22 protein-coding genes are annotated in these 22,646 nt (G+C 66.9%); 10 read left to right on the top strand and 12 right to left on the bottom strand.

Features of this window, described 5'->3' with window-relative positions:
• Genes VHL31_RS18120 through VHL31_RS18105 form a run of 4 tightly spaced genes read right to left on the bottom strand, consistent with a single transcriptional unit; the run spans position 1 to position 2,750 of the window.
• Positions 1-939: a DMT family transporter gene (locus VHL31_RS18120; RefSeq protein WP_329662646.1), complete on the bottom strand. Its 939-nt coding sequence runs from the start codon at positions 937-939 to the stop codon at positions 1-3.
• Positions 940-947: 8 nt separating this feature from the next.
• Entirely contained in the window at positions 948-1,463 is a 516-nt protein-coding gene (locus VHL31_RS18115; protein ID WP_329662645.1) for a hypothetical protein, read from the bottom strand.
• Complete coding sequence (locus VHL31_RS18110; protein WP_329662644.1) at positions 1,460-2,074, bottom strand: hypothetical protein; 615 nt, start codon at positions 2,072-2,074, stop codon at positions 1,460-1,462. The genes VHL31_RS18115 and VHL31_RS18110 overlap by 4 nt, the downstream gene beginning before the upstream one ends.
• Positions 2,061-2,750 carry a MotA/TolQ/ExbB proton channel family protein gene (locus tag VHL31_RS18105; RefSeq protein ID WP_329662643.1) on the bottom strand — a complete coding sequence of 230 codons (690 nt, stop codon included), beginning with the start codon at positions 2,748-2,750 and terminating at the stop codon, positions 2,061-2,063. The genes VHL31_RS18110 and VHL31_RS18105 overlap by 14 nt, the downstream gene beginning before the upstream one ends.
• 347 nt (positions 2,751-3,097) lie before the next feature.
• Between VHL31_RS18105 and VHL31_RS18100 the strand changes: the two genes are divergently transcribed.
• Genes VHL31_RS18100 through VHL31_RS18090 form a run of 3 tightly spaced genes read left to right on the top strand, consistent with a single transcriptional unit; the run spans position 3,098 to position 7,668 of the window.
• Positions 3,098-5,965 (top strand): molybdopterin-dependent oxidoreductase, encoded by a 2,868-nt coding sequence (locus VHL31_RS18100; RefSeq protein ID WP_349262483.1) that lies wholly within the window; start codon positions 3,098-3,100, stop codon positions 5,963-5,965.
• Positions 5,962-6,693, top strand: a complete 732-nt coding sequence (locus tag VHL31_RS18095) for a 4Fe-4S dicluster domain-containing protein (RefSeq protein WP_329662641.1) — start codon at positions 5,962-5,964, stop codon at positions 6,691-6,693. Before VHL31_RS18100 ends, VHL31_RS18095 begins: the two co-directional genes overlap by 4 nt.
• Before the next feature lie 30 nt (positions 6,694-6,723).
• Positions 6,724-7,668 carry a dimethyl sulfoxide reductase anchor subunit family protein gene (locus VHL31_RS18090; RefSeq protein ID WP_329662640.1) on the top strand — a complete coding sequence of 315 codons (945 nt, stop codon included), beginning with the start codon at positions 6,724-6,726 and terminating at the stop codon, positions 7,666-7,668.
• Between the two features lie 359 nt (positions 7,669-8,027).
• Here the strand turns inward: VHL31_RS18090 and VHL31_RS18085 are convergent, their stop codons facing one another.
• Positions 8,028-8,648: an ATP-binding protein gene (locus VHL31_RS18085; RefSeq protein ID WP_329662639.1), complete on the bottom strand. Its 621-nt coding sequence runs from the start codon at positions 8,646-8,648 to the stop codon at positions 8,028-8,030.
• Positions 8,649-9,037: 389 nt separating this feature from the next.
• Between VHL31_RS18085 and VHL31_RS18080 the strand changes: the two genes are divergently transcribed.
• From VHL31_RS18080 to VHL31_RS18060, 5 genes are all read left to right on the top strand, one after another.
• Complete coding sequence (locus VHL31_RS18080; RefSeq protein ID WP_349262484.1) at positions 9,038-9,970, top strand: NAD(P)-dependent oxidoreductase; 933 nt, start codon at positions 9,038-9,040, stop codon at positions 9,968-9,970.
• Between the two features lie 221 nt (positions 9,971-10,191).
• Entirely contained in the window at positions 10,192-10,605 is a 414-nt protein-coding gene (locus VHL31_RS18075) for a (R)-mandelonitrile lyase (RefSeq protein WP_329662637.1), read from the top strand.
• A 72-nt stretch (positions 10,606-10,677) separates the two neighbouring features.
• Complete coding sequence (locus tag VHL31_RS18070; RefSeq protein ID WP_329662636.1) at positions 10,678-11,625, top strand: DUF5655 domain-containing protein; 948 nt, start codon at positions 10,678-10,680, stop codon at positions 11,623-11,625.
• Between the two features lie 73 nt (positions 11,626-11,698).
• A complete protein-coding gene (locus VHL31_RS18065) occupies positions 11,699-11,986 on the top strand; it encodes a formate/nitrite transporter family protein (RefSeq protein WP_329662683.1) in 288 nt (95 codons plus the stop codon).
• 192 nt (positions 11,987-12,178) lie between these two features.
• A complete protein-coding gene (locus VHL31_RS18060) occupies positions 12,179-13,246 on the top strand; it encodes a hypothetical protein (RefSeq protein ID WP_329662635.1) in 1,068 nt (355 codons plus the stop codon).
• Between the two features lie 72 nt (positions 13,247-13,318).
• Here the strand turns inward: VHL31_RS18060 and VHL31_RS18055 are convergent, their stop codons facing one another.
• The 4 genes from VHL31_RS18055 to VHL31_RS18040 all read right to left on the bottom strand — a co-directional run bounded on the left by VHL31_RS18055 (position 13,319) and on the right by VHL31_RS18040 (position 18,222).
• Complete coding sequence (locus VHL31_RS18055) at positions 13,319-13,480, bottom strand: hypothetical protein (protein WP_329662634.1); 162 nt, start codon at positions 13,478-13,480, stop codon at positions 13,319-13,321.
• 188 nt (positions 13,481-13,668) lie between these two features.
• Complete coding sequence (gene pdxA / locus VHL31_RS18050) at positions 13,669-15,966, bottom strand: 4-hydroxythreonine-4-phosphate dehydrogenase PdxA (protein ID WP_329662633.1); 2,298 nt, start codon at positions 15,964-15,966, stop codon at positions 13,669-13,671.
• A 32-nt stretch (positions 15,967-15,998) separates the two neighbouring features.
• Complete coding sequence (locus VHL31_RS18045; RefSeq protein WP_329662632.1) at positions 15,999-17,183, bottom strand: enolase C-terminal domain-like protein; 1,185 nt, start codon at positions 17,181-17,183, stop codon at positions 15,999-16,001.
• 10 nt (positions 17,184-17,193) lie between these two features.
• Positions 17,194-18,222, bottom strand: coding sequence for an aldo/keto reductase (locus VHL31_RS18040; RefSeq protein WP_329662631.1), 1,029 nt, complete (start codon positions 18,220-18,222; stop codon positions 17,194-17,196).
• 163 nt (positions 18,223-18,385) lie between these two features.
• On the opposite strand from VHL31_RS18040, the gene VHL31_RS18035 reads away from it, so the two are divergent.
• On the top strand, positions 18,386-18,511 hold the full coding sequence (locus tag VHL31_RS18035; RefSeq protein WP_329662630.1) for a hypothetical protein: 126 nt from the start codon (positions 18,386-18,388) through the stop codon (positions 18,509-18,511).
• A 194-nt stretch (positions 18,512-18,705) separates the two neighbouring features.
• Here the strand turns inward: VHL31_RS18035 and VHL31_RS18030 are convergent, their stop codons facing one another.
• From VHL31_RS18030 to VHL31_RS18020, 3 genes are read right to left on the bottom strand one after another with little or no spacing between them, the layout of a single operon-like run.
• On the bottom strand, positions 18,706-19,677 hold the full coding sequence (locus VHL31_RS18030; RefSeq protein WP_329662629.1) for an ABC transporter permease: 972 nt from the start codon (positions 19,675-19,677) through the stop codon (positions 18,706-18,708).
• Positions 19,674-21,185 (bottom strand): sugar ABC transporter ATP-binding protein, encoded by a 1,512-nt coding sequence (locus tag VHL31_RS18025; RefSeq protein ID WP_329662628.1) that lies wholly within the window; start codon positions 21,183-21,185, stop codon positions 19,674-19,676. The genes VHL31_RS18030 and VHL31_RS18025 overlap by 4 nt, the downstream gene beginning before the upstream one ends.
• 17 nt (positions 21,186-21,202) lie before the next feature.
• Entirely contained in the window at positions 21,203-22,162 is a 960-nt protein-coding gene (locus VHL31_RS18020) for a substrate-binding domain-containing protein (RefSeq protein ID WP_329662627.1), read from the bottom strand.
• A gap of 198 nt (positions 22,163-22,360) precedes the next feature.
• Here VHL31_RS18020 and VHL31_RS18015 point away from each other — a divergent pair, with 198 nt between their 5' ends.
• On the top strand, positions 22,361-22,600 hold the full coding sequence (locus tag VHL31_RS18015) for a BON domain-containing protein (protein ID WP_329662626.1): 240 nt from the start codon (positions 22,361-22,363) through the stop codon (positions 22,598-22,600).
• The last annotated feature ends 46 nt before the right edge of the window (positions 22,601-22,646 follow it).

The following is a 22,646-nucleotide window of genomic DNA, read 5'->3' as shown; positions in this document are numbered from 1 at the left end:
TCAGGCTGGCTTGTGCGTGGACAGTCGGATCGCAGTGAAGATCAGAACGGCCGCCAGCAGGTGATGCCAGCCGATGGCCTCGCCCAGCACCGCCCAGGCCAGCACCGCCGCGATCACCGGCGCCAGATTGGCCAGGACGGTCGCGATCTCGGCCCCGGCCGCCGCCACGCCCCGGTCCCAGCACAAATAGGCGAGGATCGAGGGAAAGATCGCGACATAGAGCAGGCTCAGCCAGACCTTTCCGTCGAACTCCATGACCGGCGCGAACACCAGCCATTCGAGAAGGGCACAGGGCAGGAGGAACAGCGCTCCCGCTCCGAACTGGGTGAGCACCAGGGGCGCCACCGGCACGGGCGGCCGGCCACTTTGCAAAACAAGTGTGTAGGCGACCCAGACGAGCGTCGCCACGATCATCACCAGGTCGCCCTGGGTGAACCGGAGGCCGAACAACTGGCTCAGGTCGCCCCGGCTGCTCACCAGCAGGACTCCCAGCACCGAGAGGGCAGCCGCAAGCAGGGCGCGTCGGCTGGGCAGGGTGCGCTCGATCATTGCGCGGGCGAGCAGGACGAAGCTGGGGGCGCAGGCTCCGATCAGGAGGACGTTAACCGGGCTCGAGGTGATCAGCGCCAGGTAGAGCAGCGAGGTGTAAAGGCCGACGCCCAGCAGGGACAGGAAGAGGATCGCGCGCCAGTAGCTGCGCAGGGCGGGCAGGTGCTGGCGGAACGGCTTCCAGGCGAACGGCAGGAAGATCAGGAAGGCCAGCGCCCATCTGCCCAGGGAAAGGGCGACCGGCGGGAAGTGACCGGCCAGAGCGCGGCCCACCACCGTGTTGATGGCCCAGAACAAGGGCGGGAAGAGCAACAGCCACCCGTCGCGTGGAAATGGGCTCGTCATGCCGTGGGCGGGTACCGCGGCGGCGCGCTGCCCGCAATCCGGCATCTTAGCGTTCAGGCATCCTCGCCAGGCGGCTGGACGCGCATGGCGGGCGAGGCCTGCATGTCCTTGGAGGGAAGCTGCGGCTGCGGCATCGCGTAGAACTTGGGCTCGCGCCCGTCGAGCGTCGGCTCGAACGGCAGCTTCATGCGCACGCCGGTGCCGTTCTTCTGCGCCTCCTCCCATGCCATCTGCAGCTGCTCGGCCAGCTTCTGGTCCCAGGGCAGCACGTAGGCTCGGGGCTCCGGGTCGCCGGAGAACTGCAGCCAGAGGAACATGCCCTCGCCTTCACGCATCTGCTGGCCGATCACCGTCGCCTCCTCGGCGTTGCGGTGCCACCACTCGAGGCTGATCGGCTTCGGCCGGCTCAACAGATCCGCATAGGCGGCGTAGCCCAGCGGGAGGAAGCAGAGGAGGCCGGCAAGGGCTGCCAGCTTCACGATCGTGCGGTGGCGCGACCACAGGACGGCGGAGGCCAGCGCCGCCGCGAGGAGGACCGACGCCACGAAGAGGAGAGTAAGGGTGCTCATGTCTTGGATCCCGAGCGAAGCGGGCGGAACAGGGTGGTGACGCTGTCCTGGTCCAGGGCACCATCCTGATCGAGCTTGAAGCGGAACACGGTACGCTCCTGGCCTTCGCGGTCCATCTCGGTGTCGCTGACCAGGATCTGCTTGGAAACCTTGTTCGGGCCGCGCTTGACGCTGGCAACAACCTTGACCGGGATTGCCTGGACGGTCGACCGGTTGCGGTAGAGGTGAAGGTTGACGGTGTACTCGCCGTCCATCAGGCCGCGGCTGTAGCTGACCTCGTAATTCTCCCCGGACAGGTCCATCTGCTTGCCGAGGTCGTCGCGCAGGAGGTTGAACAGGCCGCCGCCCTTGTTGGAATAGCCGACCGGCACGTCGCCCGGACCCTGCACCCACAGGTCCACGTCGGCATCGAGCACGCCGTCCCAGTGCGCCTCGATCATGACGCTGCCGGGCATGGAGGCAGCTTCCTGGCTGGCCGACGCCTGGGCTTCCGGCCGGACATGGGCCAGGACGATCATGACGACGGTCACGAACCCGGCCAATGCCAGCATGATGGTGTCGCGGAAGACCGTATCGGCGGCCTCTTCCTCGCGATCGTCAAAGCCGTCCATGGCTCTCACCCCTTTCCACGAGGCGAGCGAGGAGGTGGACGCCGCCGGATTCGAGGAGGCGATAGTTGAGCATCAGCCAGATGTTCAGGGCGGAGCCGACCAGCGTCGTGTAGAGGGCCGTGGCCATGCCTTCGAGCAGCTTGGAGACCATGCCGGGGATGGCAGCGACGTCGCCGACCGTGTCCGGCTGCACGCCGGAGAGCGCCTGGATAAATCCGACCACGGTCCCGATCAGGCCGAGCAGCACCAGGGCACCCGCCACGTGGCGAACCGCGGCGATCCGGTGCGCGATCTTGAGCTTCAGCGCAGCAGCCAGGTTCGCCCGCATGCCGGCGTCGCTGCCCGCCGTACGTTGCAGCCAGTCGCCAACCCGGGTCGTGGTGGACGGACGAGCTTGGTCCAGGGCATTGAGCTCGCGGGCCAGCATGAAGGCCCGTTGGGCCGACCAGACAACCCCCAGGACGAACACCGCCACGATCAGCTTGACGAGATGCGTCGTGTCGGTCGCGAAGATCGGATCGAGAACACCCGCCGCCCAGCCGGCCCCGACCAGGGCGAGGCCCACGGCATTGATCAGCAGGAAGCGGAACCCGATCATCCAGCGCCAGGTCGCACGACTGTCGGCGGATCCAGTGACAGGTCGGGATTCAGGAACGGCAAGGGCAGCGATTGTCATGTTGGCTCGTCTCCAGGCGCAGCCGGCGGGGCCGGCAGGAGATCGCAGCGTAGCAATCTTCCTGCACCGGCCTGCGGTTCAGGGTCGACGTCGAGCCATGGTGACGACAGTCACATTGAAATCACGGGTCGACCTATGCTGCAATGCACAAAACCGCAGACGTGATGTGCAAGGGACGGATACAACCAACCGGATCATCGCCGCACCGCAGGAGAGGCGGCTGATGTTCTCTTGGACCAAATCCTCGAAAGGACTGGACCAAGATAAGGGATTATGCACCCTCGCACAAAACGTCGGTGTCGCTTAACACCTGCTTAACCAGCAGCCGGTATACCGGTTCCAGGGCTTTGGAAGGACCGAGCAAGATTCGTGCTAAGGGGAACGTCGCTGCCGACGAGGTGAAAACGACCACCTGCTACATGTGCGCTTGCCGCTGCGGTATCCGTGTGCATCTGGAGGGTGGCGAGCTTCGCTTCATCGACGGCAATCCCGACCATCCGGTGAACCGCGGCGTCGTCTGCGCCAAGGGCGCGGCCGGCATCATGCAGCAGCACTCGCCTGCCAAGCTGCGTAAACCGCTTCTGCGTACCGGTCCCAGGGGCAGCGGCCAGTTCCGCGAGATCGAGTGGGACGAGGCCCTGTCGATCGCGACGGGCTGGCTGTCGAACATCCGCTACGACGACCCAAAGAAGCTCGCCTTCTTCACCGGGCGCGACCAGTCGCAGGCGCTCACCGGCTTCTGGGCCAAGGAATTCGGCACGCCCAACTTCGCAGCCCATGGCGGCTTCTGCTCGGTGAACATGGCGACCGCCGGCATGTACACCTATGGTGGCGCGTTCTGGGAGTTCGGCGAGGTCGATTTCCCGCGCACCCGGTACTTCCTGATGTTCGGCGTCGCCGAGGATCATGACAGCAACCCGATCAAGATCGGCCTCGCCCAGCTGAAGGAGCGGGGTGCCAAGTTCGTCTCGGTCAACCCGGTTCGCACCGGCTATTCCGCCATCGCCGACGAATGGCTGCCGATCACGCCCGGCACGGACGGCCTGTTCGTGATGGCGCTGATCCACGAGCTGCTCCGCGCCGGCAAGGTCGACATCCCCTACCTGCAGCGCTTCACCAATGCCGGCTGGCTCGTGGTCGATGCGCCCGGCGAAGGCACGGACGGCCTGTTCGCCCGCGACGAGGACGGTCGCGCCCTCTGCATGGACCTGCGCACGCGATCGCTCCAGCCGGCCGAGGCCGCCGAGGTCGATCCCATGCTGGCTGGCCGCGTGGAGCTGCCGGACGGCCGGTTCGCGAGGCCCGCCTTCCAGCTCCTGGCGGAGCGCTACGCTGACCCGGCGTACAGTCCGGACCAGGTTGCACTGCGGTGCGGCATCGACGCCACGACCATCCGCCGGATCGCCCTGGAACTGGCGCAGGCCGCGTTCGATCAGCCCGTGGTGGTGGAGACGCCCTGGACCGATGTCTGGGGGCGGCGCCACGAGCGCTTTGTCGGCCGACCGGTCGCCATGCATGCGATGCGCGGAATCAGCGCCCACGCGAATGGATTCCAGACCTGCCGGGCGATCCACCTGCTGCAGGCGCTGCTGGGCGCCATCGACACGCCCGGCAGCCATCGCTTCGAGACCCCCTACCCGAAATCGATCCCGCCGGGCCCCAAGCCCGCTGGCAAGCCCGAGCACATCGTGCCGGGCCGGCCCTTGCCGGGCATGCCGCTCGGCTACCCGCTGGGGCCGGAGGACCTGCTGGTCGATGCGGAGGGCGAGCCTGTCCGGATCGACAAGGCGTTCTCATGGGAAGCACCGCTTTCCGCCCATGGGCTGATGCACCTCGTGATCGGCAATGCCCGGCGCGGCGATCCCTACCGGATCGACACGCTGTTCATGTACATGGCGAACATGGCCTGGAACTCGGCCATGAACACGGCCGAGACGATCGGCTGGCTCACCGAGCTCGATCCGGCCACCGGCGACTACGTGATCCCCAGGATCATCTATGCCGATGCCTTCCATTCCGAGACGGTCGCCTATGCCGACCTCGTTCTGCCCGACACAACCTATCTCGAGCGCCACGACTGCATCTCGCTGCTGGACCGGCCGATCGGCTCGGCCGATGCCATCCAGGACTCGATCCGCCAGCCGGTCATCCCGCTGGATCGTGACGTTCGCCCGTTCCAGGACGTGCTGATCGAACTCGGTTGGCGCCTGGGCCTTTCGGCCTTCACCGACGAAGCCGGCCAGGCGCGCTACAGCTCCTATGCGGACTACATCGTGCGCCACGAGCGGACGCCGGGGATCGGGCCTCTCGCGGGCTGGCGGGGAGCCGACGGGACGGCCACCGGCAAGGGCGCGCCCAACCCGCACCAGCTGGAGCGCTATATCGAGAACGGCTGCTTCTTCCAGGAGGAGATCCCGGAATCGACGCGCTTCATGAAGCACGCCAACCGGGACTACCAGACGTTCGCGGTCGGCAAGGGCATGATGCCGTCGGTTGGACCGCTCACGATCCAGCTCTACAGCGAGATCCTGCAGAAGTTCCGCCTGGCCGCCCAGGGACATGGTCCCATCCAGCCGCCCGAGCGCCATCGTCAGCGAGTCGCCACCTATTTCGATCCCGTGCCGTTCTGGTACGCGCCCTTCGATGCGGCGCATGACCGGGACGCGTTCCCGCTGCACGCGGTGACCCAGCGGCCCATGTCGATGTACCACGCCTGGCACTCGCAGAACGTCTGGCTGCGGCAGATCCTGGGAGAGAACCGGCTGTACATTGCCACGGCGCTGGCGGACCGCAACGGCCTGCGCGACGACGACTGGGTCCGGCTGGAGAGCCGGCACGGTGCCATCGAGGTGCAGGTCAAGGTGATGGAAGGCGTGAACGAGCATACCGTGTGGACCTGGAACGCGATCGGCAAGCGGGCCGGCACCTGGGGCCTTGCCCACGATGCCGGCGAGGCCACGCGGGGCTTTCTCCTGAACCACCTGATCGACGACCTGTTGCCGGACCGGGGAGAGGGCATGCGCTATGCCAATGCCGACCCGGTCACCGGCCAGGCAGCCTGGTACGACCTGACCGTGCGGATCGAGAAGATCGCACGACACGATGAACGGAGCCAGCCGGCCTTCGCCCCGCTCCAGCCACCGCCCGGCCAGGCACCTTCGCCGCCGCACGTCGCCTATGGCGGCCGCTTCGGCGCCTGGAAAGCTGAACGATGACGATGCTGCCCGCGGCCACCCCGCCCAAGCGGCTGGGCCTGGTCATCGACCTCGATACCTGCGTGGGCTGTCAGGCCTGCGTCGTCGCCTGCAAGGAGTGGAACACCGGCGGCTATGGCGCGCCACTCGCTGACCAGCGTGCCTATGGTGCCGACCCGATCGGCTCCTGGCTGAACCGCGTGCACGGGTTCGAGGCTGGCGAGGGTGCGAACGGGCGTACGGTCCATTTTCCCAAGTCCTGCCTGCACTGCGACAACGCCGCCTGCGTCACGGTCTGCCCGACCGGCGCCTCCTACAAGCGGGCCGACGACGGGATCGTGCTGGTGGACGAGGACAAGTGCATCGGCTGCGGCCTGTGCGCCTGGGCCTGTCCCTATGGCGCCCGCGAGCTCGATCCGCTGGCCGGCGTGATGAAGAAATGCACGCTCTGCGTGGACCGCATCTATGCGGAAGACCTGCCGGAGGGAGAGCGCGAGCCTGCCTGCGTCCGGACCTGCCCGACCCATGCCCGCCATTTCGGCGACCTGGCCGACCCCAACAGCCCGGTCAGCAGGCTCGTGGCCGATCGTGGCGGCTTCGACCTGATGGCCGAGATGGGCTACCGGCCGACCAACAAGTACCTGCCGCCCCGCCCGGGCAGGTCCGGTTGCGGGGCGGCCCCAGTGGCGCTGGAGGACGCGTCGCCGAAGGGCGGCTTCCTCGGCTGGCTCGACAAGGTGCTCTCCTGATGCCGCTTGTAGGCGGGGCGGTGGGCTGAGATGCACCCCACCTTCTCGATCCTCCTGTTCACCACGCTGGCAGGGACCGGATACGGCCTCCTGTTCGTCCTGTGCGTCGGCCTTCTTCTCGGCCTCCTGCCGACCGACCCGCGGCTCGGGCTCATCGCCATGGGTGCTACGCTCGTGATGATCACGGCGGGGCTTCTCTGTTCGCTGGGCCATCTGCGCCGGCCGGAACGGGCGTGGCGGGCCTTCAGCCAGTGGCGCTCCTCCTGGCTGTCGCGGGAAGGTGTCGCCGCCGTCCTGACCTTCATCCCCGCCGGTCTGCTGACGGTATTCTGGGTAGCCGCCGGCGCGGCACCCTGGCCGCTGGGCCTCCTGGCTGCGATCGGGGCCGTGGTGACCGTGCTGTGCACCGGCATGATCTACCAGTCCCTGGCGCCCATCCCCCGATGGCATCATCCGCTCACCACGCCGGTCTATCTCTGCCTGTCGCTGGCCACGGGCCTCGTCCTGGCAGCACTGCTGACCGGAAGCTGGCTGACGCCCAGCCTGCCCTGGCCGCATGTCGCGGCACTCCTGGCCCTCCCGGTCGCCTGGCTGGTGAAATGGCAGTGGTGGCAGCGCACCGATGCCGGGATGCCGACGGCGACGATCGGCAGCGCCACCGGGCTCGGCAAGCTCGGCCGTGTCAGCCTGCTGGAGTCGCCGCACACTGGCTCGAACTATCTCCTGAACGAGATGGGCTATCGGGTCGGCCGCAAGCATGCGGCGAAGCTGCGCCGGATCGCCGTGGTCCTGGGGGCGGCCGTTCCCTGGCTGCTGCTGGCAGTGGCCCTTTTCACGCCGAGCCCTGCCTTCGCGGTGTTCCTCACCCTGCTGGCCGCCCTGGCCGCGGTTGCAGGGACGCTGGTCGAGCGCTGGCTGTTCTTCGCCGAGGCGAAGCACATGATGACGCTCTATTACGGCGAGCAGACTGTTTGAAGGTCCACGGCAGCATCTGACGACGGCGTCTGGACCGGTTTCGGTGGATCCGCGGTGCTGCGGATGGCTGTCCTGTCGGGTCGATGCGGCACCGTTTGATCCTCCCCCGGTCCCAGGGGCCGGCGTTCCGATCCGGACGAGGCCAGGGCTGAGGAAGGTGCCGGCCGGCTGGTGCGCACGGCGCATGGCGATGGCCGGGTCCCGGCGGTTGTCCAGCATCTCCCCTTGAAGGCTGCCTGAAGCCTTCACGGCATTCCACAGGAACAGGGGCCACGCTGCTGCGGCCGCCCACCCGCCCGGACGTGACCTTGCCCAGCGCATCGAACAGCTCGGTCCATCCGATCGGCTTGGTGAGGACTTCATGCATGCCAGCTGCCAGACAGCGCGCCGCTCGCTCTCCATGACGTTGACCCCAGCTTGAAGGACACCTCGAACCAGAAGGTGCTGCCCTGGCCAAGATTGCTCTCGACGCCGATCGTGCCGTTCATTGCAGCGGCCAGCCGGCGGCAGATGGTTAAGCCGAGGCCGCCGTAGCGGCGGGTGGTAGATGGACCGGCCTGTCGATCCTCCGGAATGCCGATGCCGCTGCCCTCTGCTTCCAATCGGAACCGGACCTCGTCCGCCGGCAGGCCCTGCCAGCCGACATCGACCCGCACCCCGCCCTTGCTGGCGAACTTCGGTCTGTTGCCGACCAGGTTTACCAGGACCTTCCGCAGCCGGGCCGGGTCGTCGCGCAGTACCGGCGGCGAGTCCTGCAGTGGCTCGCCCATCGAGTAGGCGATCTCTTCCAGCGCAAGCCCGTCCGCCTCGATGCGGGAGAGGTCGAGAACGTCGTTGATGAGGCTCAGCAGGTGCCGCCCGGATGTCCTGATCGCATGGACAGGACCTTGCTGCCTTTCATCGAGGGGCTCCTCGGCGAGCAGGCTGGGCACGGCGGTCACGGGCGTGCGGATCTCGTGGTTCATCCTGGCTGGAAACATGAACTTCGCCTTGCCGGCGGCATGCAGCCGATGGTGCACGGGGTGCCGAGGATTCGGGCGTGATGGTCCGGCAGCGGCACGCCTGCATGGGACCGGATCCCGCCCGGCTTGGTGACGAGTGGATTGTCGGAGACCGCGGACCCCGGGTGGCGTCCTCGACCAGGAGGGGCTCCTGCGCGCGGGGTCTCGTTGCCAGCGCGCCGCCAGCTTGGTCATGCAGTCGAAGCGTGCAACTGCAGGTGTATCCAGGATCTGGCAGGTCATGAGCGACTACGCGACCGATCCTGGTCTGCCAGGACCGTCTGCGAGTTTGCGGCCTCGGGACCGCGTGCCGGCAATCGCCTGTGGACAGGCGGGTGGTGCGGCTTAGGGTCCGCGCGGCACGATCGCTGCGCATGACGGGGCGGCGGCGGGGCAAGAGGAGGTGCCAGCAGATGACCAAGGAACGGATCGGCTTCATCGGTGTCGGGCTGATGGGCCACGGCATGGCGAAGAACATCGTCGAGAAGGGCTGGCCGCTGACCGTCATGGGCCACCGCAACCGGGAGCCGGTCGAGGACCTGAAGAGTCGGGGTGCCCAGGAGGCGCACACCCCGAAGGAACTGGCGGAGCAGTCCGACATCGTCATCCTGTGCGTGACGGGCTCGCCGCAGGTGCAGGCGGTCATGCAGGGGCCGGACGGGCTGGCTGCGGCCGGCAAGGAGCTGCTGGTCATCGACTGCTCGACCTCGGAGCCCTCGGTCACCACCAGGCTCGCCGAGGAGCTGGCCCCGCAGGGCATCACCCTGATCGACGCGCCGCTCGGCCGGACACCGGCGGATGCGGCAGCCGGCACGCTCGACGTCATGGTGGGCGGCGCGCCCGAGATGGTGAAGCGGGCAAGGCCAGTCCTGGAAGCCTTTTCCAGCCGGATCATCGAGACGGGGCCCACCGGCACCGGTCACACCATGAAGCTGCTGAACAACTTTCTCTCCATGGGCTATGCGGCCCTTTATTCCGAGGCGCTGGCGCTGGGCGCGAAGGCCGGCCTGACGTCGCAAGTCTTCGACAACGTCGTCCGCGGCGGACGGATGGACTGCGGCTTCTACCAGACCTTCTTCCGCTACGTGATCGAGCGCGACCGCAACGCCCACAAGTTCACGATCCGCAACGGCTTCAAGGACATGTCCTACCTCTCGGCCTTCGCGAACGCGGTGGGCCTCGCCAACCCGGTAGGTGCGGCGGTGCGCAACAGCTTCGCGCTGGCGGTGGGGACCGGGCATGGCGACGACTACGTGCCCATGCTGTCGGACATCATCGCCAAGACCAACGGGATCGAGTGAAGACAAGCCGGCACAGGCGCCGGCTCGGGTTCGTTCGTGCACCGGAGATCGCGAAGGATCGGGGGAGGCTTGGGTTCGTTCATGCAAAATCCAATTAGGTCCATGGTCGCCATGTCGGCCTTCCCTTGCGCGGCAGAAGCGGGACATTCTAGCGTATCAAGGTCCATATTCCTATGACTGCGCCTCGCCGAACCGGCGGGGCCGACGAGCAGGAGACGCCGATGGAGCTGACACGGGCGGGCGCGCAGGAGAGCATGCGCGGGAACAGCGCCTATTTCACAGGGTCGGTCTGGCTGGACCGCATCGTCCAGGCACCGGCCCCGGCACGGGTTCGAGCACTCCGGGTGAGCTTCGAGCCGGGCGCCAGGACCGCTTGGCACACCCATCCCTTGGGCCAGACGCTGCACGTGCTCACGGGCTGTGGCCTGTTCCAGACGGAGGGCCAGGGCGCCATCGTGATCCGTCCGGGCGACACGATCTGGATCCCGCCGGGCGAGAAGCACTGGCACGGGGCCGGGCCGACAACGACCATGGTGCACATCGCCATCCAGGAAGGCGGCGACGCCGGCGAGACGAACTGGCTGGAGCAGGTGAGCGAGGCGGACTATCAGGCGGCTGGTGCTTCCGCCGGCTGAATGGTCCGTCGGATGTGGAAGCCGTCTGCGAGACCGGCCTGTTGACGACAAGGGCTGCTGCGAGAGACCGGCGTGAGCGACATCAAGCTGTTCGACGTGACCAATGGGCAGGTGAAGGAAATTCCCGGCGCTGCGGTGCAGGTCGAGAAGTCCCTTCAACTGCTCTTCGAAGCCAACCTCGAGGTTCTGCTGGGTCTGCAGTTCCTCGCGAGCGAATACTCCACCGGACCTGCCCATGGCGGGCGGATCGATACACTTGGACTTGATGAGGACGGCAGCCCGGTCATCATCGAGTACAAGCGCGCGATCAACGAGAACGTCGTCAGCCAGGGGCTCTATTATCTCGACTGGCTGCTGGACCACCGCAAGGAGTTCCAATGGCTCGTCATGGAGAAGCTCGGCGCGGAAGCAGCGAAAAACGTGGACTGGTCCGGTCCGCGCCTCTTGTGCATCGCGGGCGACTTCACGCGCTACGACGAGCATGCGGTCAAGCAGATCGCCCGCAACATCGAGCTTCTGCGGTATCGCCGGTTCGGCGACCTGTTGATGCTGGAACTGGTGCATGCGCCCAAGCAGGCCAGGATCACCATGCAGCCGGCGGGCAGCGACAAGAACCAGGTGACGCCTTCTGTGGTGAGCAGCGGCGTAAACGATCCCTATCAATCGAGCCGAATCTTGTACCGTCTAGCAAATGCCGATGCTGCCCTCAGCGACCTCTACGAGGCGGTCCACTCCCACCTCATCAACCTGGGAAGCGACGTTCAGGTCAAAGAGCTTCAGTATTACATTGCCTTCAAGCGCATCAAGAACTTTGCATGCGTTGAAGTTTATCCTCAAGCGAAAGTCGTGATCGTTTATCTGAAGATAGATCCTAAATCCATCACACTGGAAGAAGGCTTTGCCCGTGATGTCACCAATATTGGTCATTGTGGGACCGGCAACCTTCAGGTGACTTTGCGTACCATGCAGGATTTTGCCAAGGCGCAGCCACTTTTTGCCCGCAGTTACGACGTTTCGTAGCCGCAAGGTCGCCTTCTCCCTGGCCGCCTCCTCTTGGTGGAACCGCGTGGTCGCTGAGCTGGTCTGATCGGGGCTGGCGGCGGGACTGTCGATGGGGTTCTCGATGGTGGCCAAGGACCTGCTGCGCGCGGGGCTGCCGGATAAGGCATGGAGCCCGCTGCTCACCAGCTTCGGCTACAGCCTGGGCTTCCTGATCATCATCCTGGGCCGCCAGCAGCTCTTCTCGGAGAGCACGCTCACGGCGATGCTGCCGGTGCTCTACTACCGCGACCTGGCCAGCGTCGGCCGCCTGGCCCTGGTCAATTATGCGCAGGTCGCGTCGGAGCTGGGGCCGACGCCACGGACCGCACCGGAGCGGTAGTGGGATTCGCACAGCCATTCAACGAACAATGGAGTGCTGTTCTTCGGCATTTCCATTATTGTAGATGTGATAGAGGCCAGCTTGAGCATTCCTGAAAATATGGCGCATGGCTTTCATTCTTGATCCAAGTCAATGCCTGCTCTCTCATTGTCCCCTTACCTTGGCTGGCTACCAACGCGAAGGAGCAGCGCCATGCCAACCATCGTCGGAACACCGCGCAGCGAGCAGCTGACCGGGACAGCCTCGAAGGACACGATCTTCGGCCGGGCCGGCAACGATACGTTGATCGGCGGGGGCAACAACGATGCCATGTATGGCGAGGCCGGCAACGACACGCTTTGGGGCCAGGAGGGCGACGACCGGCTGTACGGGCAGCTCGGCAACGACACGCTGCGCGGCGGCAACGGCAACGACGACCTGAACGGCAACGAGGGCAACGACCTGCTGTACGGCGCCAACGGGAACGACGTTCTTCGGGGCGACGAAGGTCAGGACAAGCTCTTCGGCGGCTACGGCGACGATGTGCTGAAGGGCGACGATGGCAATGACGTCATGGAAGGAGACTATGGCACCGACCACCTGATCGGTGGCCGCGGCGACGATATGCTCTACGGGCTGATCAAGGACGTCAGCCTTGTCTTCATGGGTGACTATCCGCGTGGGGTCGATGGCGGCGATTGGCTGGAAGGCGGCGACGGGAACGACCTTCTGGCGGGCCATCTCGGTGACGACCTGCTCGACGGTGGCAGCGGCAACGACAACCTGAACGGCTGGCAGGGGAACGACCAGCTGCGAGGCGGTACGGGCGACGACAATGTCAACGGCTGGAGCGGCGACGACCTGTTGCGGCTGAATGCCGGCAAGGACACCGTCGGCTACACGGGCATCGCGATGGAGGGCGATCCCGACATCTACGGGGAAGGGTTCGTCAGCCCGGGCGATGATATTGTGGCGGACTTCGTGCGTGGCGAGGACAAGCTCGACATCAAGTTCGACTACTTCAATGATAGTCCGGACTACGAGGGGCCCATTCCTGTCCGGGATCAAGTCGAGTTTGCCCAGCTGGACAGCGACAAGAACGGCCGGGTCGACGGCGACGATGCCCATGTCGACCTTGAGACAGTCACGCTGGACGGTGCAGCCCGCAGCTCCCTTGTCATTGATGCGGTGGATGCGAGCAGCATATCCCGCTACTCCGAGGACGGCACCCTGACGCTGTTCGGGGTCACGCGTCTTACCGCGGGCGACTTCGTCGGCTGACGACCGAGGGGCAGGCCGGGGAATTGCCGAGCCATTTGCCGCCCGGCACCGGCCTGCCCGGATGGCGTCAGCTCACGGCGCGCACCTGGCGACCATGCGCGCCTCAGTGTCGATGCCGCCATCCGGCTCCAGGGCGTCGGCTGGCATGACGACCATGAACCCGTTCCTGCATGCGCTCAGCGCCTTGTCGAAGCAGGCCTTCAGCCTGTCGGCGGCCGCAGGACACTCGACCATGTCGGTGTCCTGTTCCATGGACCCAGAGGGCGGCTCGGCACCGGTGCATCCGGGCATAACAGCGAGGGCGGCCAGCACGGGCCATGTCCGAAGGAGCAGGCCGACCGACGGGGGCGACAGCCTGGAACCTGCCGACCGGCGGGTGGGTGATAAGGGCACAAGCTAAGGTCCGGTACCTGCTCTGCCGCTCACTGCGGTGCCGGGGCCGCCGTCAGGGCGATGGCCTGCCTGAGCGCTTCCAGCAGGCTCCGCTCGTCGGCGATGCCCTTGCCCGCGACGTCGAAGGCGGTGCCGTGGTCGACGGAGGTGCGGATGACGGGCAGGCCTACCGTGATGTTCACGCCGGATTCAATGCCCAGCACCTTGACCGGGGTGTGGCCCTGGTCGTGGTACATGGCGACGACCATGTCGAAGTCGCCGCGGCCGGCGCGGAAGAACAGGGTGTCGGCAGGGAGCGGTCCTTCGACGTCCATGCCCTTGGCGCGGCAGGCTTCCACGGCCGGGACGATCTTGGTTTCCTCCTCGCGGTAGCCGAACAGGCCGTTCTCGCCGGCATGGGGATTGATGCCGCACACGCCGATCTTCTTGCGCGGCACCCCTGCCCGCTCCAGCACCTGATAGCCGCGGGTGATGGTGCGCTCGACCAGGCCGGGCTCGATCTTCGCGACGGCGTCGATCAGGCCGATATGGACGGTGACGTGGATGACGCGCAGGCCGGGTGCGGTCAGCATCATCGACACCTCCTCGGTACCGGTCAGTTCGGCCAGGAGCTCGGTATGGCCGGGATAGCGGTGGCCACCGGCATGGAGCGCCTCCTTGTTGATGGGTGCCGTGCAGATGGCGTCGACTTTGCCCTGCATCGCTAGGCGGGTGGCGGTCTCGATGAAGCGGAACGAGGCGTCGCCGGCGACCGGCGAGATCCTGCCCCAGGGAAGATCGGCCGGGATCAGCTTCAGGTCCACGCAGTCGACGGTGCCGTGCCGGTAGGTGCCGTCGGCGACCTGGTCCTCCGTCAGCGGGCGCACCGAAAGCTGCGTGCCCACGATCCTGCCGGCCGCCTCCAATCGCCCGGCGTCACCCACCACGAGCGGGCGGCAGCGGCCGTAGAGGTCGGCATGCGCCAGGCTCTTCATGATCACTTCCGCACCGATGCCGGCGGCGTCGCCCATGGTGATCGCGATGAGGGGGCGGTTCATGGCGGAGTTCCGTTTCGTGCTAAGGGAGGAAACCGGCGAGCCGGCAAGCAGATCCGACAAAGCGTGCCGGACGTCGATCATGGTGCGTGGCTGGCCGAAGGCGCCAGCCTTGGTGACGACGGCGAAGGGGCGCGGTGCCTGGGCGGTCGCCAACGGGATGCCCGGCTCCAGTTCGCGGTGCAGATAAAGGCCCCGGACCTGCAGGGCCGAGAGCACGGCACGGGCAGTCTCGCCGCCGGTGACGAACAGGCCGCCGAGATGCTGGCTGATTGGGGCGACGAGCGCGGCCAGGGCATGGCGCAGGGCCAGGGCATGGTGCGGGTCGTCCGGCACGTCGGCTCGGGGCAGCAGCACGACGTCACGGCAGGCGGCGATCGCCTGATGCAGGCGGACGGGCCACTCGCTTCGGGCAAGGACGGCATGGTCGCCGAGCAGGGCCGAGACCGGCACCGGGAGCAGGGACAGGTCGGCCTCGGCCGCCAGCGTTGCGGCCTGCTCGCGGGAGACTGTCGACATGCTGCCGACCACGAACAGGAGGGGGCCAGGCTCGAGGATCGGGGTTGCCGGTGCCGGACCGGGACGAAGGCCGGCTGCATCAATCAGATGGCCGGCCAGGCCGGCCGAGCCGCTCCAGACGATGTCGTCGCCGAGCGCCAGTGCTGCCCGGGCCAGCGCCGCGAGGTCGGCATCGGTCTCGGCGTCACAGACGAGGACGTCCGGAACGTCATTCAGGCCGGCCAGTCGTGCCGCAAGGGTGCCGCTGCGAAGGTCGGCCAGCGGGAGGTGGGCGTGCCGCAGGCCGGCCGGCTCCAGCAGGCGGGCGATCGCCGCGTCCGGGCCCGAGCCTTCGCGCCGCCAGATCTCGGTCTCCTCCAGGGGCACGCCCTTCACGAACTGCCGCCCACCCAGCGTCACCCGGTCGGCGGCCGGGAAAGCCGGGGCCAGCACGGCCAGCGTCCGCCGGTCCGTGATCTTGCGGCGGGCCTGCAGCGTGGCTGCGAGTTCGACGCCCAGATGGCCGCGCAGGGTCGAATCGACCTTCTTGAAGAACAGCCTGGCCGGCGTGGCGGCGGTCAGCTCGACCAAGCGCCGGGTCCGGTCGGCCGCATCCCTGGCATCGAGCGAGCGGGTATCCGCGTCGAGCGAGAGCACGTCCGCCTCGGCCGAGGCCATAGGGTCGATCGCGACGAAGGCGGACAGGCCGTGGTGCCTGCAGACGGCACCGCAATCGGCCGCCCCGGTCAGGTCGTCGGCGAGGATCAGCATGGCACGAGGCGTGCCGGCGGCCATGGGCGGAGGCTCGGAACCGGAACTGGTGAACTTCACGTACCGAACACGTGCTCGGCCACCTTGTTCCGCTCGATGAAGTCCCAATCGTAGGAGACGCCCAGGCCAGGGCCGTCCGGCACGGGCACGCCGCCCGACGCCGGCAGGTCGGCCTCGTCGTCGGAATAGCCGCAGGTATAGACCGGCGGGACGGCATTCTTCATCGCGGGGCCAACCAGCGCCATTTCGTAGAAATGGGTGTTGCGGGTGGCGGCCATGACCGCACGATGGGCCGGTCCGCAGGCATGGTACTGCAGGTCCAGGCCCAGCGCCTCGCAAGCATGGGCGATCTTCATCGCACCGGTGATGCCCATGTCGTATTCCGGATCGGCGTGGATCAGGTCGCCGCCGCCGGCAAGGATGAAGGCGATCTTCAGCTCGATACCGCGGACATGCTCGCAGGTGAGCAGCGGGGTCTTCAGCTTCTCGCGCAGGCGCTTGTGGCCCTCGGCCGAGATGCCGCTGTCGCGATAGGGATCCTCGAACCAGAAGAAGCCGGCCTCGTCACAGGCCTTGCCCACGGTCAGCGCGTCCATCCAGGTGCGCAGCTGGCAGGCCGGGTCCAGCATCAGCGGGAAGTCGTCACCCACGGCCGCGCGGACCGCATGAACGGCGCGGACTTCGCGGCGGACGTCACCGTCATGCCAGCCATGGATCTTGAAGCCGGCGAAGCCCTTCTCCTTGCAGGCCTGGGCATAGTCGGCAAACGCTTCCGGCGTATCGAGGCCGCCCGGCTCGTCCTGGCCATGATAGGAGCTGGCATAGGTCGGCAGGTGCGTGCGCCAGCCGCCGAGCAGGCGGGCGACCGACAGGTTGGAGCGCTTGCCGGCCAGGTCCCAAAGCGCGATGTCCAGGGGGCCATGGCCCATATGATCGTAGGCGCGCACCTCGCGCTTCATGTCGTCCCAGATCTTCTCGCGCGTGTCGGGGTCGCGGCCGATCAGGTGGGGGGCCAGCATCTGCGCCTGCCCATAGGAAGACGGCGTGCCGACCCAATGGGTGACATAGGCGCCCTCGGAGCCGTCATCGCAGCGCAGCCGGACGGCCCAGCGCACGGCCGGCATGCTGCCGCCCTTCAATGCCATTAGGTTGCCGACGCCGGCAGCGCCGTGGCGCGGCAGGCTCAGGCCCTCGACCTCGTAGCGGAACGAGGTCAGTTCGACGCGGGTGATCTTTGCCATGTCCGCTTCCTCAGGCTGTCGGCACCGGCGCGTCGGCGCGGATGAGCTTTTCCTGTTTCAGTTCGGCCCACAGATCGGCCGGGATGGACCGGCGCATGTGCTCCATGTTCTGGGCGACATGCTCCGGCGTGAAGCCGCCGGGGATGACCGAGGTGACGATCTTGTGGCCCAGCGGGAACTGCAGTGCTGCGGCCGGCATCGGCACCCCGTGCCGCTCGCAGACCGCCTGGATGCGGCGGACCTTGTCCATCACCTCCGGGGTGGCATCCGCATAGTTGTACTTGGCGCCGGGAACGGGGCCGGTGGCGGTGATGCCGGACGAGAACACGCCGCCGATCACGATGCCGACATTGCGGCGCTCGCAATAGGGGAACTCCGTGTCGAGCACGTCGTGCTCCATCAGGGAGTAGCGCAGCGCGCACAGGAAGAAGTCCATGTCGAACAGGTCGAGGAAGCGGGGCATGAAGCCCAGCTCGTTGATGCCGGCACCTATCGCCTTGATGACGCCGGCGGAGCGCAGCTCTTCCAGCGCCCGGAAGCCCCCGGTCGAGAGCTGGGCCAAGAAGGCCGCGACCTTGGGCTCGGTCGTATGGTGCCAGTAGTCGAGGTCGTGGATGATCAGGAGGTCGATGCTGTTCATGCCGAGACGCTGCAGGCTGTCCTCGAAGGCGCGCATCACCGCGTCGTAGGAATAGTCGAAGACGTGGTCGAAATGCAGACCGCCCTTCCAAAAGCCGGTGTCGAAGCGCTCCGGGTTGCGCGGTGCCTTCAGCACGCGGCCGATCTTGGTCGAGAGGATGAACTCGCCGCGCGGCTGTCGGTACAAAAAGCGGCCGAAACGGTGCTCGGACTGGCCACGGCCATACCAGGGTGCTGTGTCGTAATAGCGGATGCCCTGGTCCCAGGCCGACTGGAGCGTGGCTTCCGCATCCGCATCGGAAACCTTGGTGAACAGCTCGCCCAACGGAGCGCCGCCGAAGCCCATCTGGTTGAGCTGCACGCCGGACTTGCCGAGGGTGCGTTTGGCCAGCGGGTCCATGGATCCTCCCTGTTGTTCGTTGCCGCCGTTGGATGGCGAGGCGCGTGGCCCTTCGGATAGACCATGGAGCGTTGGGCGTCGACGTGGCCGTAGGGAGTGCGGTGCTGCCGCGTGGGCGCAGCGCTGCTGCAAAGGGCGGCATCGCCTGCCAATGGAGGGCCGGATGTTCCTGCAGGCGATCGGCGATGGCTTCTCGCGGGGGATGAGCGCATGGCGGCTGATCACGCCGCTTGCCGCCAAGCAGGTGCCGCCACCTACTGCTCTCATGTCTATGCCAAGCAGCTGGTGACGCGGTGGGAGCGGGGCCGGAGGCAGCGTTCGTGGACGAGGACGAGGCTTTTCTGGTGGCGATGGCGGTGGGGAAGCCACGCTGAATGTTCGGACGAAGCTAAGCTTGTCCAGCGAACCACCGGACAGTGAAAGCTGTCGGCTTTCAGCACTTCAGCATCTGGGTTCTGGCTGGATCGTGAAAGCCGTTTCTCGCTACCGCTGCCCCACCCGCTTCTGCAATGCGTCCAGCAACACCGCGCCGATGATGATCGCGCCGGTGGCGAAGTCCTGCCAGAAGATGTCGATCCGGCTCAGGTTCAGGAAGTTGCGGATCAGGGCGATGATGATGACGCCGATGATCGTGCGCAGGATGTTGCCCTGGCCGCCATAGAGGCTGGTGCCGCCGATGACGACCGCGGCGATGACCTCGAACTCCAGGCCGCGGCCAGTATCGGCCTGGATGGCGCCGATGCGGGCGAGCAGGACGTTGCCGGCGAACGCGGCGGCGAAGCCCACGATCATCATGCACTGGATCTTCACCCGGTCGGCGCGGATGCCGGACAGGGTGGCGACCATCTTGTTGGCGCCCACGGCGTAGACGCGCTTGCCGAACGCGGTGCGGGTCAACAGGAACCAGCCGATCGCGTAGCAGAGAAGGGCGATCAGGAACGGGACGGGGATGTTGAGCAGGCGCCCCTGGCCGATCGCCTTGATCGCGTCGGAGGTGTTGGAGACGACCTGGCCGCCGGTCACGACGAAGGCCAGGCTGCGCGCCATCATCATGGTGCCGAGCGTCACGATGAAGGACGGGATGCGGCCCTTGGTGGTGACCATGCCGTTCACCCAGCCGATCGCGGGGCCGATCGCCAGGGAGATGGCAAGGGCGGGCAGGAGGCCGGTCGTGGGCATCAGCGCGGCCGTGACGGCGGCGCACAAGGCCACGACCGAGCCCACGGAGATGTCGAACTCGCCGGAGATCATGACGATGGTCATGCCGGCGGCGACGATCAGGGGCACCGCCATCTGGCCCATCAGGTTGGCGATGTTGATCCAGGTGAGGAAGCGCGGCGAGAGGATCGACATGACCGCGACCAGGATGGCCAGCACCGCCAGCGCCTGGATCAGGCCATAGGACTGGCGCAGCGCGTCCCGGGTGCGGGATGGCGAAGTGACGACGGTGCTCAAGCGGCAAGCTCCCCGCTGACCGAGGTTTGCAGGATGGTCTGGCGGTTGATGGCGCCGCCCGCGAGCTCGGCCACGACCCGGCCGCGGAACATGATCAGGACGCGGTCGCAGAGCGTGGTGAGCTCGTCGATTTCCGCGGTGATCAGGATGACGCCGACGCCGCGCCTGGCGATCTGGCGGACCTGCTCGCGGATCTCCGCCTTCGAGCCGACATCGATGCCGATGGTGGGCTCGTCCATGATGAAGACGCGCGGGTGGGTGCCCAGCCACTTGGCGAGCAGGACCTTCTGCTGGTTGCCGCCGGACAGGGACTTGGCGGGGCTGGCGGGGCCGGGTGCCCGGATGCGCAGCCGCTGGATCGCCCTCGCGCCGGCGTCCCGCATGGCAGCGAGATCCAGGACGCCGAAGCGGTTGCCGAACCGGCCCAGGACCGGCAGCGCCACGTTCTCGTAGATCGGGCTCTCGGGCAGGATGCCCTCGCGCAGCCGGTCGTTGGTGAGTAGCGCGATGCCGGCGGCAAGCGAATCCCTGGGCGTGCGGGCGTGGAGCGGCTCGCCGTGCAGGCGGATCTCGCCGCCGTCGCGCCGCACGTCGGGGCTGGCGAAGATCGCCTTGGCCAGTTCGGTGAGCCCCGATCCGGTCAGGCCGGTGATGCCCAGCACCTCGCCCTCGTGCAGGGTGAAGCTGACACCGGCTGGGCCGTTGCGCACGGAGAGGTCCCGCACTTCCAGGAGCGGCTTGCCCGGTGCCGCCTCCCGGCGCCCCTGCGCTTCGGGCGCCAGCTCGCGTCCGATCATGGCCGCCACGACGTCGCCGATCGAGGTCGCCTGCCGGTTGGCCGACAGGGCCATGGCGCCGTCGCGCAGTACCGTGATGTCGTTGGCGACCTCGAACACCTCGCCCAGATAGTGCGAGATGAACACGATGCCGACGCCCTGCTCCGCCAGCTCGCGGATCAGGCGCAGGACCAGGCGCAGCTCCGCATCGGTCAAGGAGGAGGTGGGCTCGTCCAGGAGCAGGATCCGGGCCTCGCGGCTGATCGCCTTGAGGATCTGCACCATCTTCTTCTGGTCGTTGGGCAGATCGGCCACCAGCGTGCCGGGCCGGCAGCCGATGCCGTAGCGCTCCAGCAGTGCTGCCGTGCGCGCATGCAGCTCGCCCTGCCGGATGACCCCGAACAGCCTCGAGGCCGGCTCGTTCGCGAGGAAGATGTTCTCCGCGACCGTCTGGCTTGGAATCAGGTTGATGTCCTGGTGGACGGTGACGATGCCGCGCTTGAGCGCCTCGCGCGTCCCCGACAATGCCAGCGGCTGGCCGTCCAGGAGGAGACGGCCTGCATCAGGCGGATAGAGGCCGGCGATGATCTTGGCGAGCGTCGACTTGCCCGCCCCGTTCTCGCCGACCAGGGCATGCACCCGGCCGGCGCGAACGGAGAAGTCCACGCCGCGCAAGGCCCTGACCCCGCCGAAGTTCTTGACGATGCCTTCGCAGGCCAGAAGGGGGGTCACTTTCTTGGTTGGGCTGCTCACTGCCCCCCGGTGATCTGCGGATCGTTCGCGAACTCGGCGGCATTGTCCTTGGTGAGCAGCCGGGTCGGGATGTCCATGCGCTCGACCGGCTTGCCGCCCTGCAGCTTGGTCACCATGGCATTCACGCCCTCGTAGCCCATCTTGAACGGGTCCTGGACGACCAGGGCCAGGATCTTGCCGTCCTTGACCGCCTGGTAGGACACGGGGTCGAGGTCGAAGGAGACCAGCTTCACGTCGGTACGGCCGGCCGCTTCCAGGGCCGCGGCCGCACCTTGCGCCACGACCTGGTTGAAGAAGAACACGCCCTTGATGTCGGGAACCGCGACCAGCGTGTCCTCCATGAGCTTGCGGCCCTCCTCGAGGGACAGCTTCAGGAACTTCTCGGGCTGCACGTCCAGTCCCAGTGCCTTCGCCTTGTCCTCGAAGCCGCGCTGGCGGTTCTGGGCGTTGTCGTTGCCGGGCGCGTGGTCGAACGTGATCACCTTGGCCCCGGCCGGGACGTTCTTGGCCATGTACTCGGCCGCCGATTCGCCGCCGGCGTAATTGTCGGTGATGATGAACGTATCCCAGCTGCCGGACTGCAGGCCGATATCGGTGATGACGACGGGGATGTTCTGCGGGTTGTAGATGTTCTTCACCGGCTCGGCGACGACGATGCTGTCGCCAGGGAACAGGATCAGTCCCTCGATCCCCTGCGCGTAGAGATCCTCCAGGTCGGCCACCTGCCTGGTCGTGTCGGTGTCGCCACCATTGGTGAAGATGAGATCGACCTCGACCCCCTTCTCCTTCCACTCCGCGGCGGCCTTGCGGGCGCCGTTGGCCATGGTGACGAGGAACGGGTTGGTCCCCCAGAACTGGGAATAGCCGACGGTGTACTTCTCCTGGGCGAACGCGGGAATGCCCGCCAGCCCCAGGATACCAGCCACCAGCACGGCGGGCAGCAGCCTGCGTCGCATGTTCCAACCTCCCTCGGGGGCCCAGCTCATGAGCGTGGCGGGCTCCCCTTATTTTGTCCGACAATTAGCAGTCTAGGAGGGCGTTTGGCGGGCCGACAAGCCTATTCCGGAAGCCGAACAAGCACAGGCGAACCGGCTTGACGGGAACGCGTCACACGCCGCCGCGTTATACCAGCGTCACAGATGGGGAAGCGAATAATGGCGGACGAAGACAGAATCCGAGACGACATCGCGAGCCGGCTCTCCCAGAACCTGGAGGGCGATGCGCCCCAGGTGCAGGTGGACGTCGTCGGCGACCAGGTGACGCTGGCCGGGACGGTGGTGAGCGCCAAGATCCGCGACCAGGCGGAATCGATCGCGACCGGCACGCCCGGCGTGGCCTATGTCGTCAACAATCTGCGCGTCGCCCAGGAAGGCACCACCGGCGCGACCGGCTGATCCGAAGCCGCCAGCCGCTCACCAAAGTCCTCGCCGTTCGAGCCGG

Source organism: Geminicoccus sp., from assembly GCF_036263595.1.
Taxonomy (GTDB): Bacteria; Pseudomonadota; Alphaproteobacteria; order Geminicoccales; family Geminicoccaceae; genus Geminicoccus.
The sequence above is the reverse complement of the archived record's forward strand: the minus strand, read 5'-3'. Positions and strand labels throughout refer to the sequence as shown.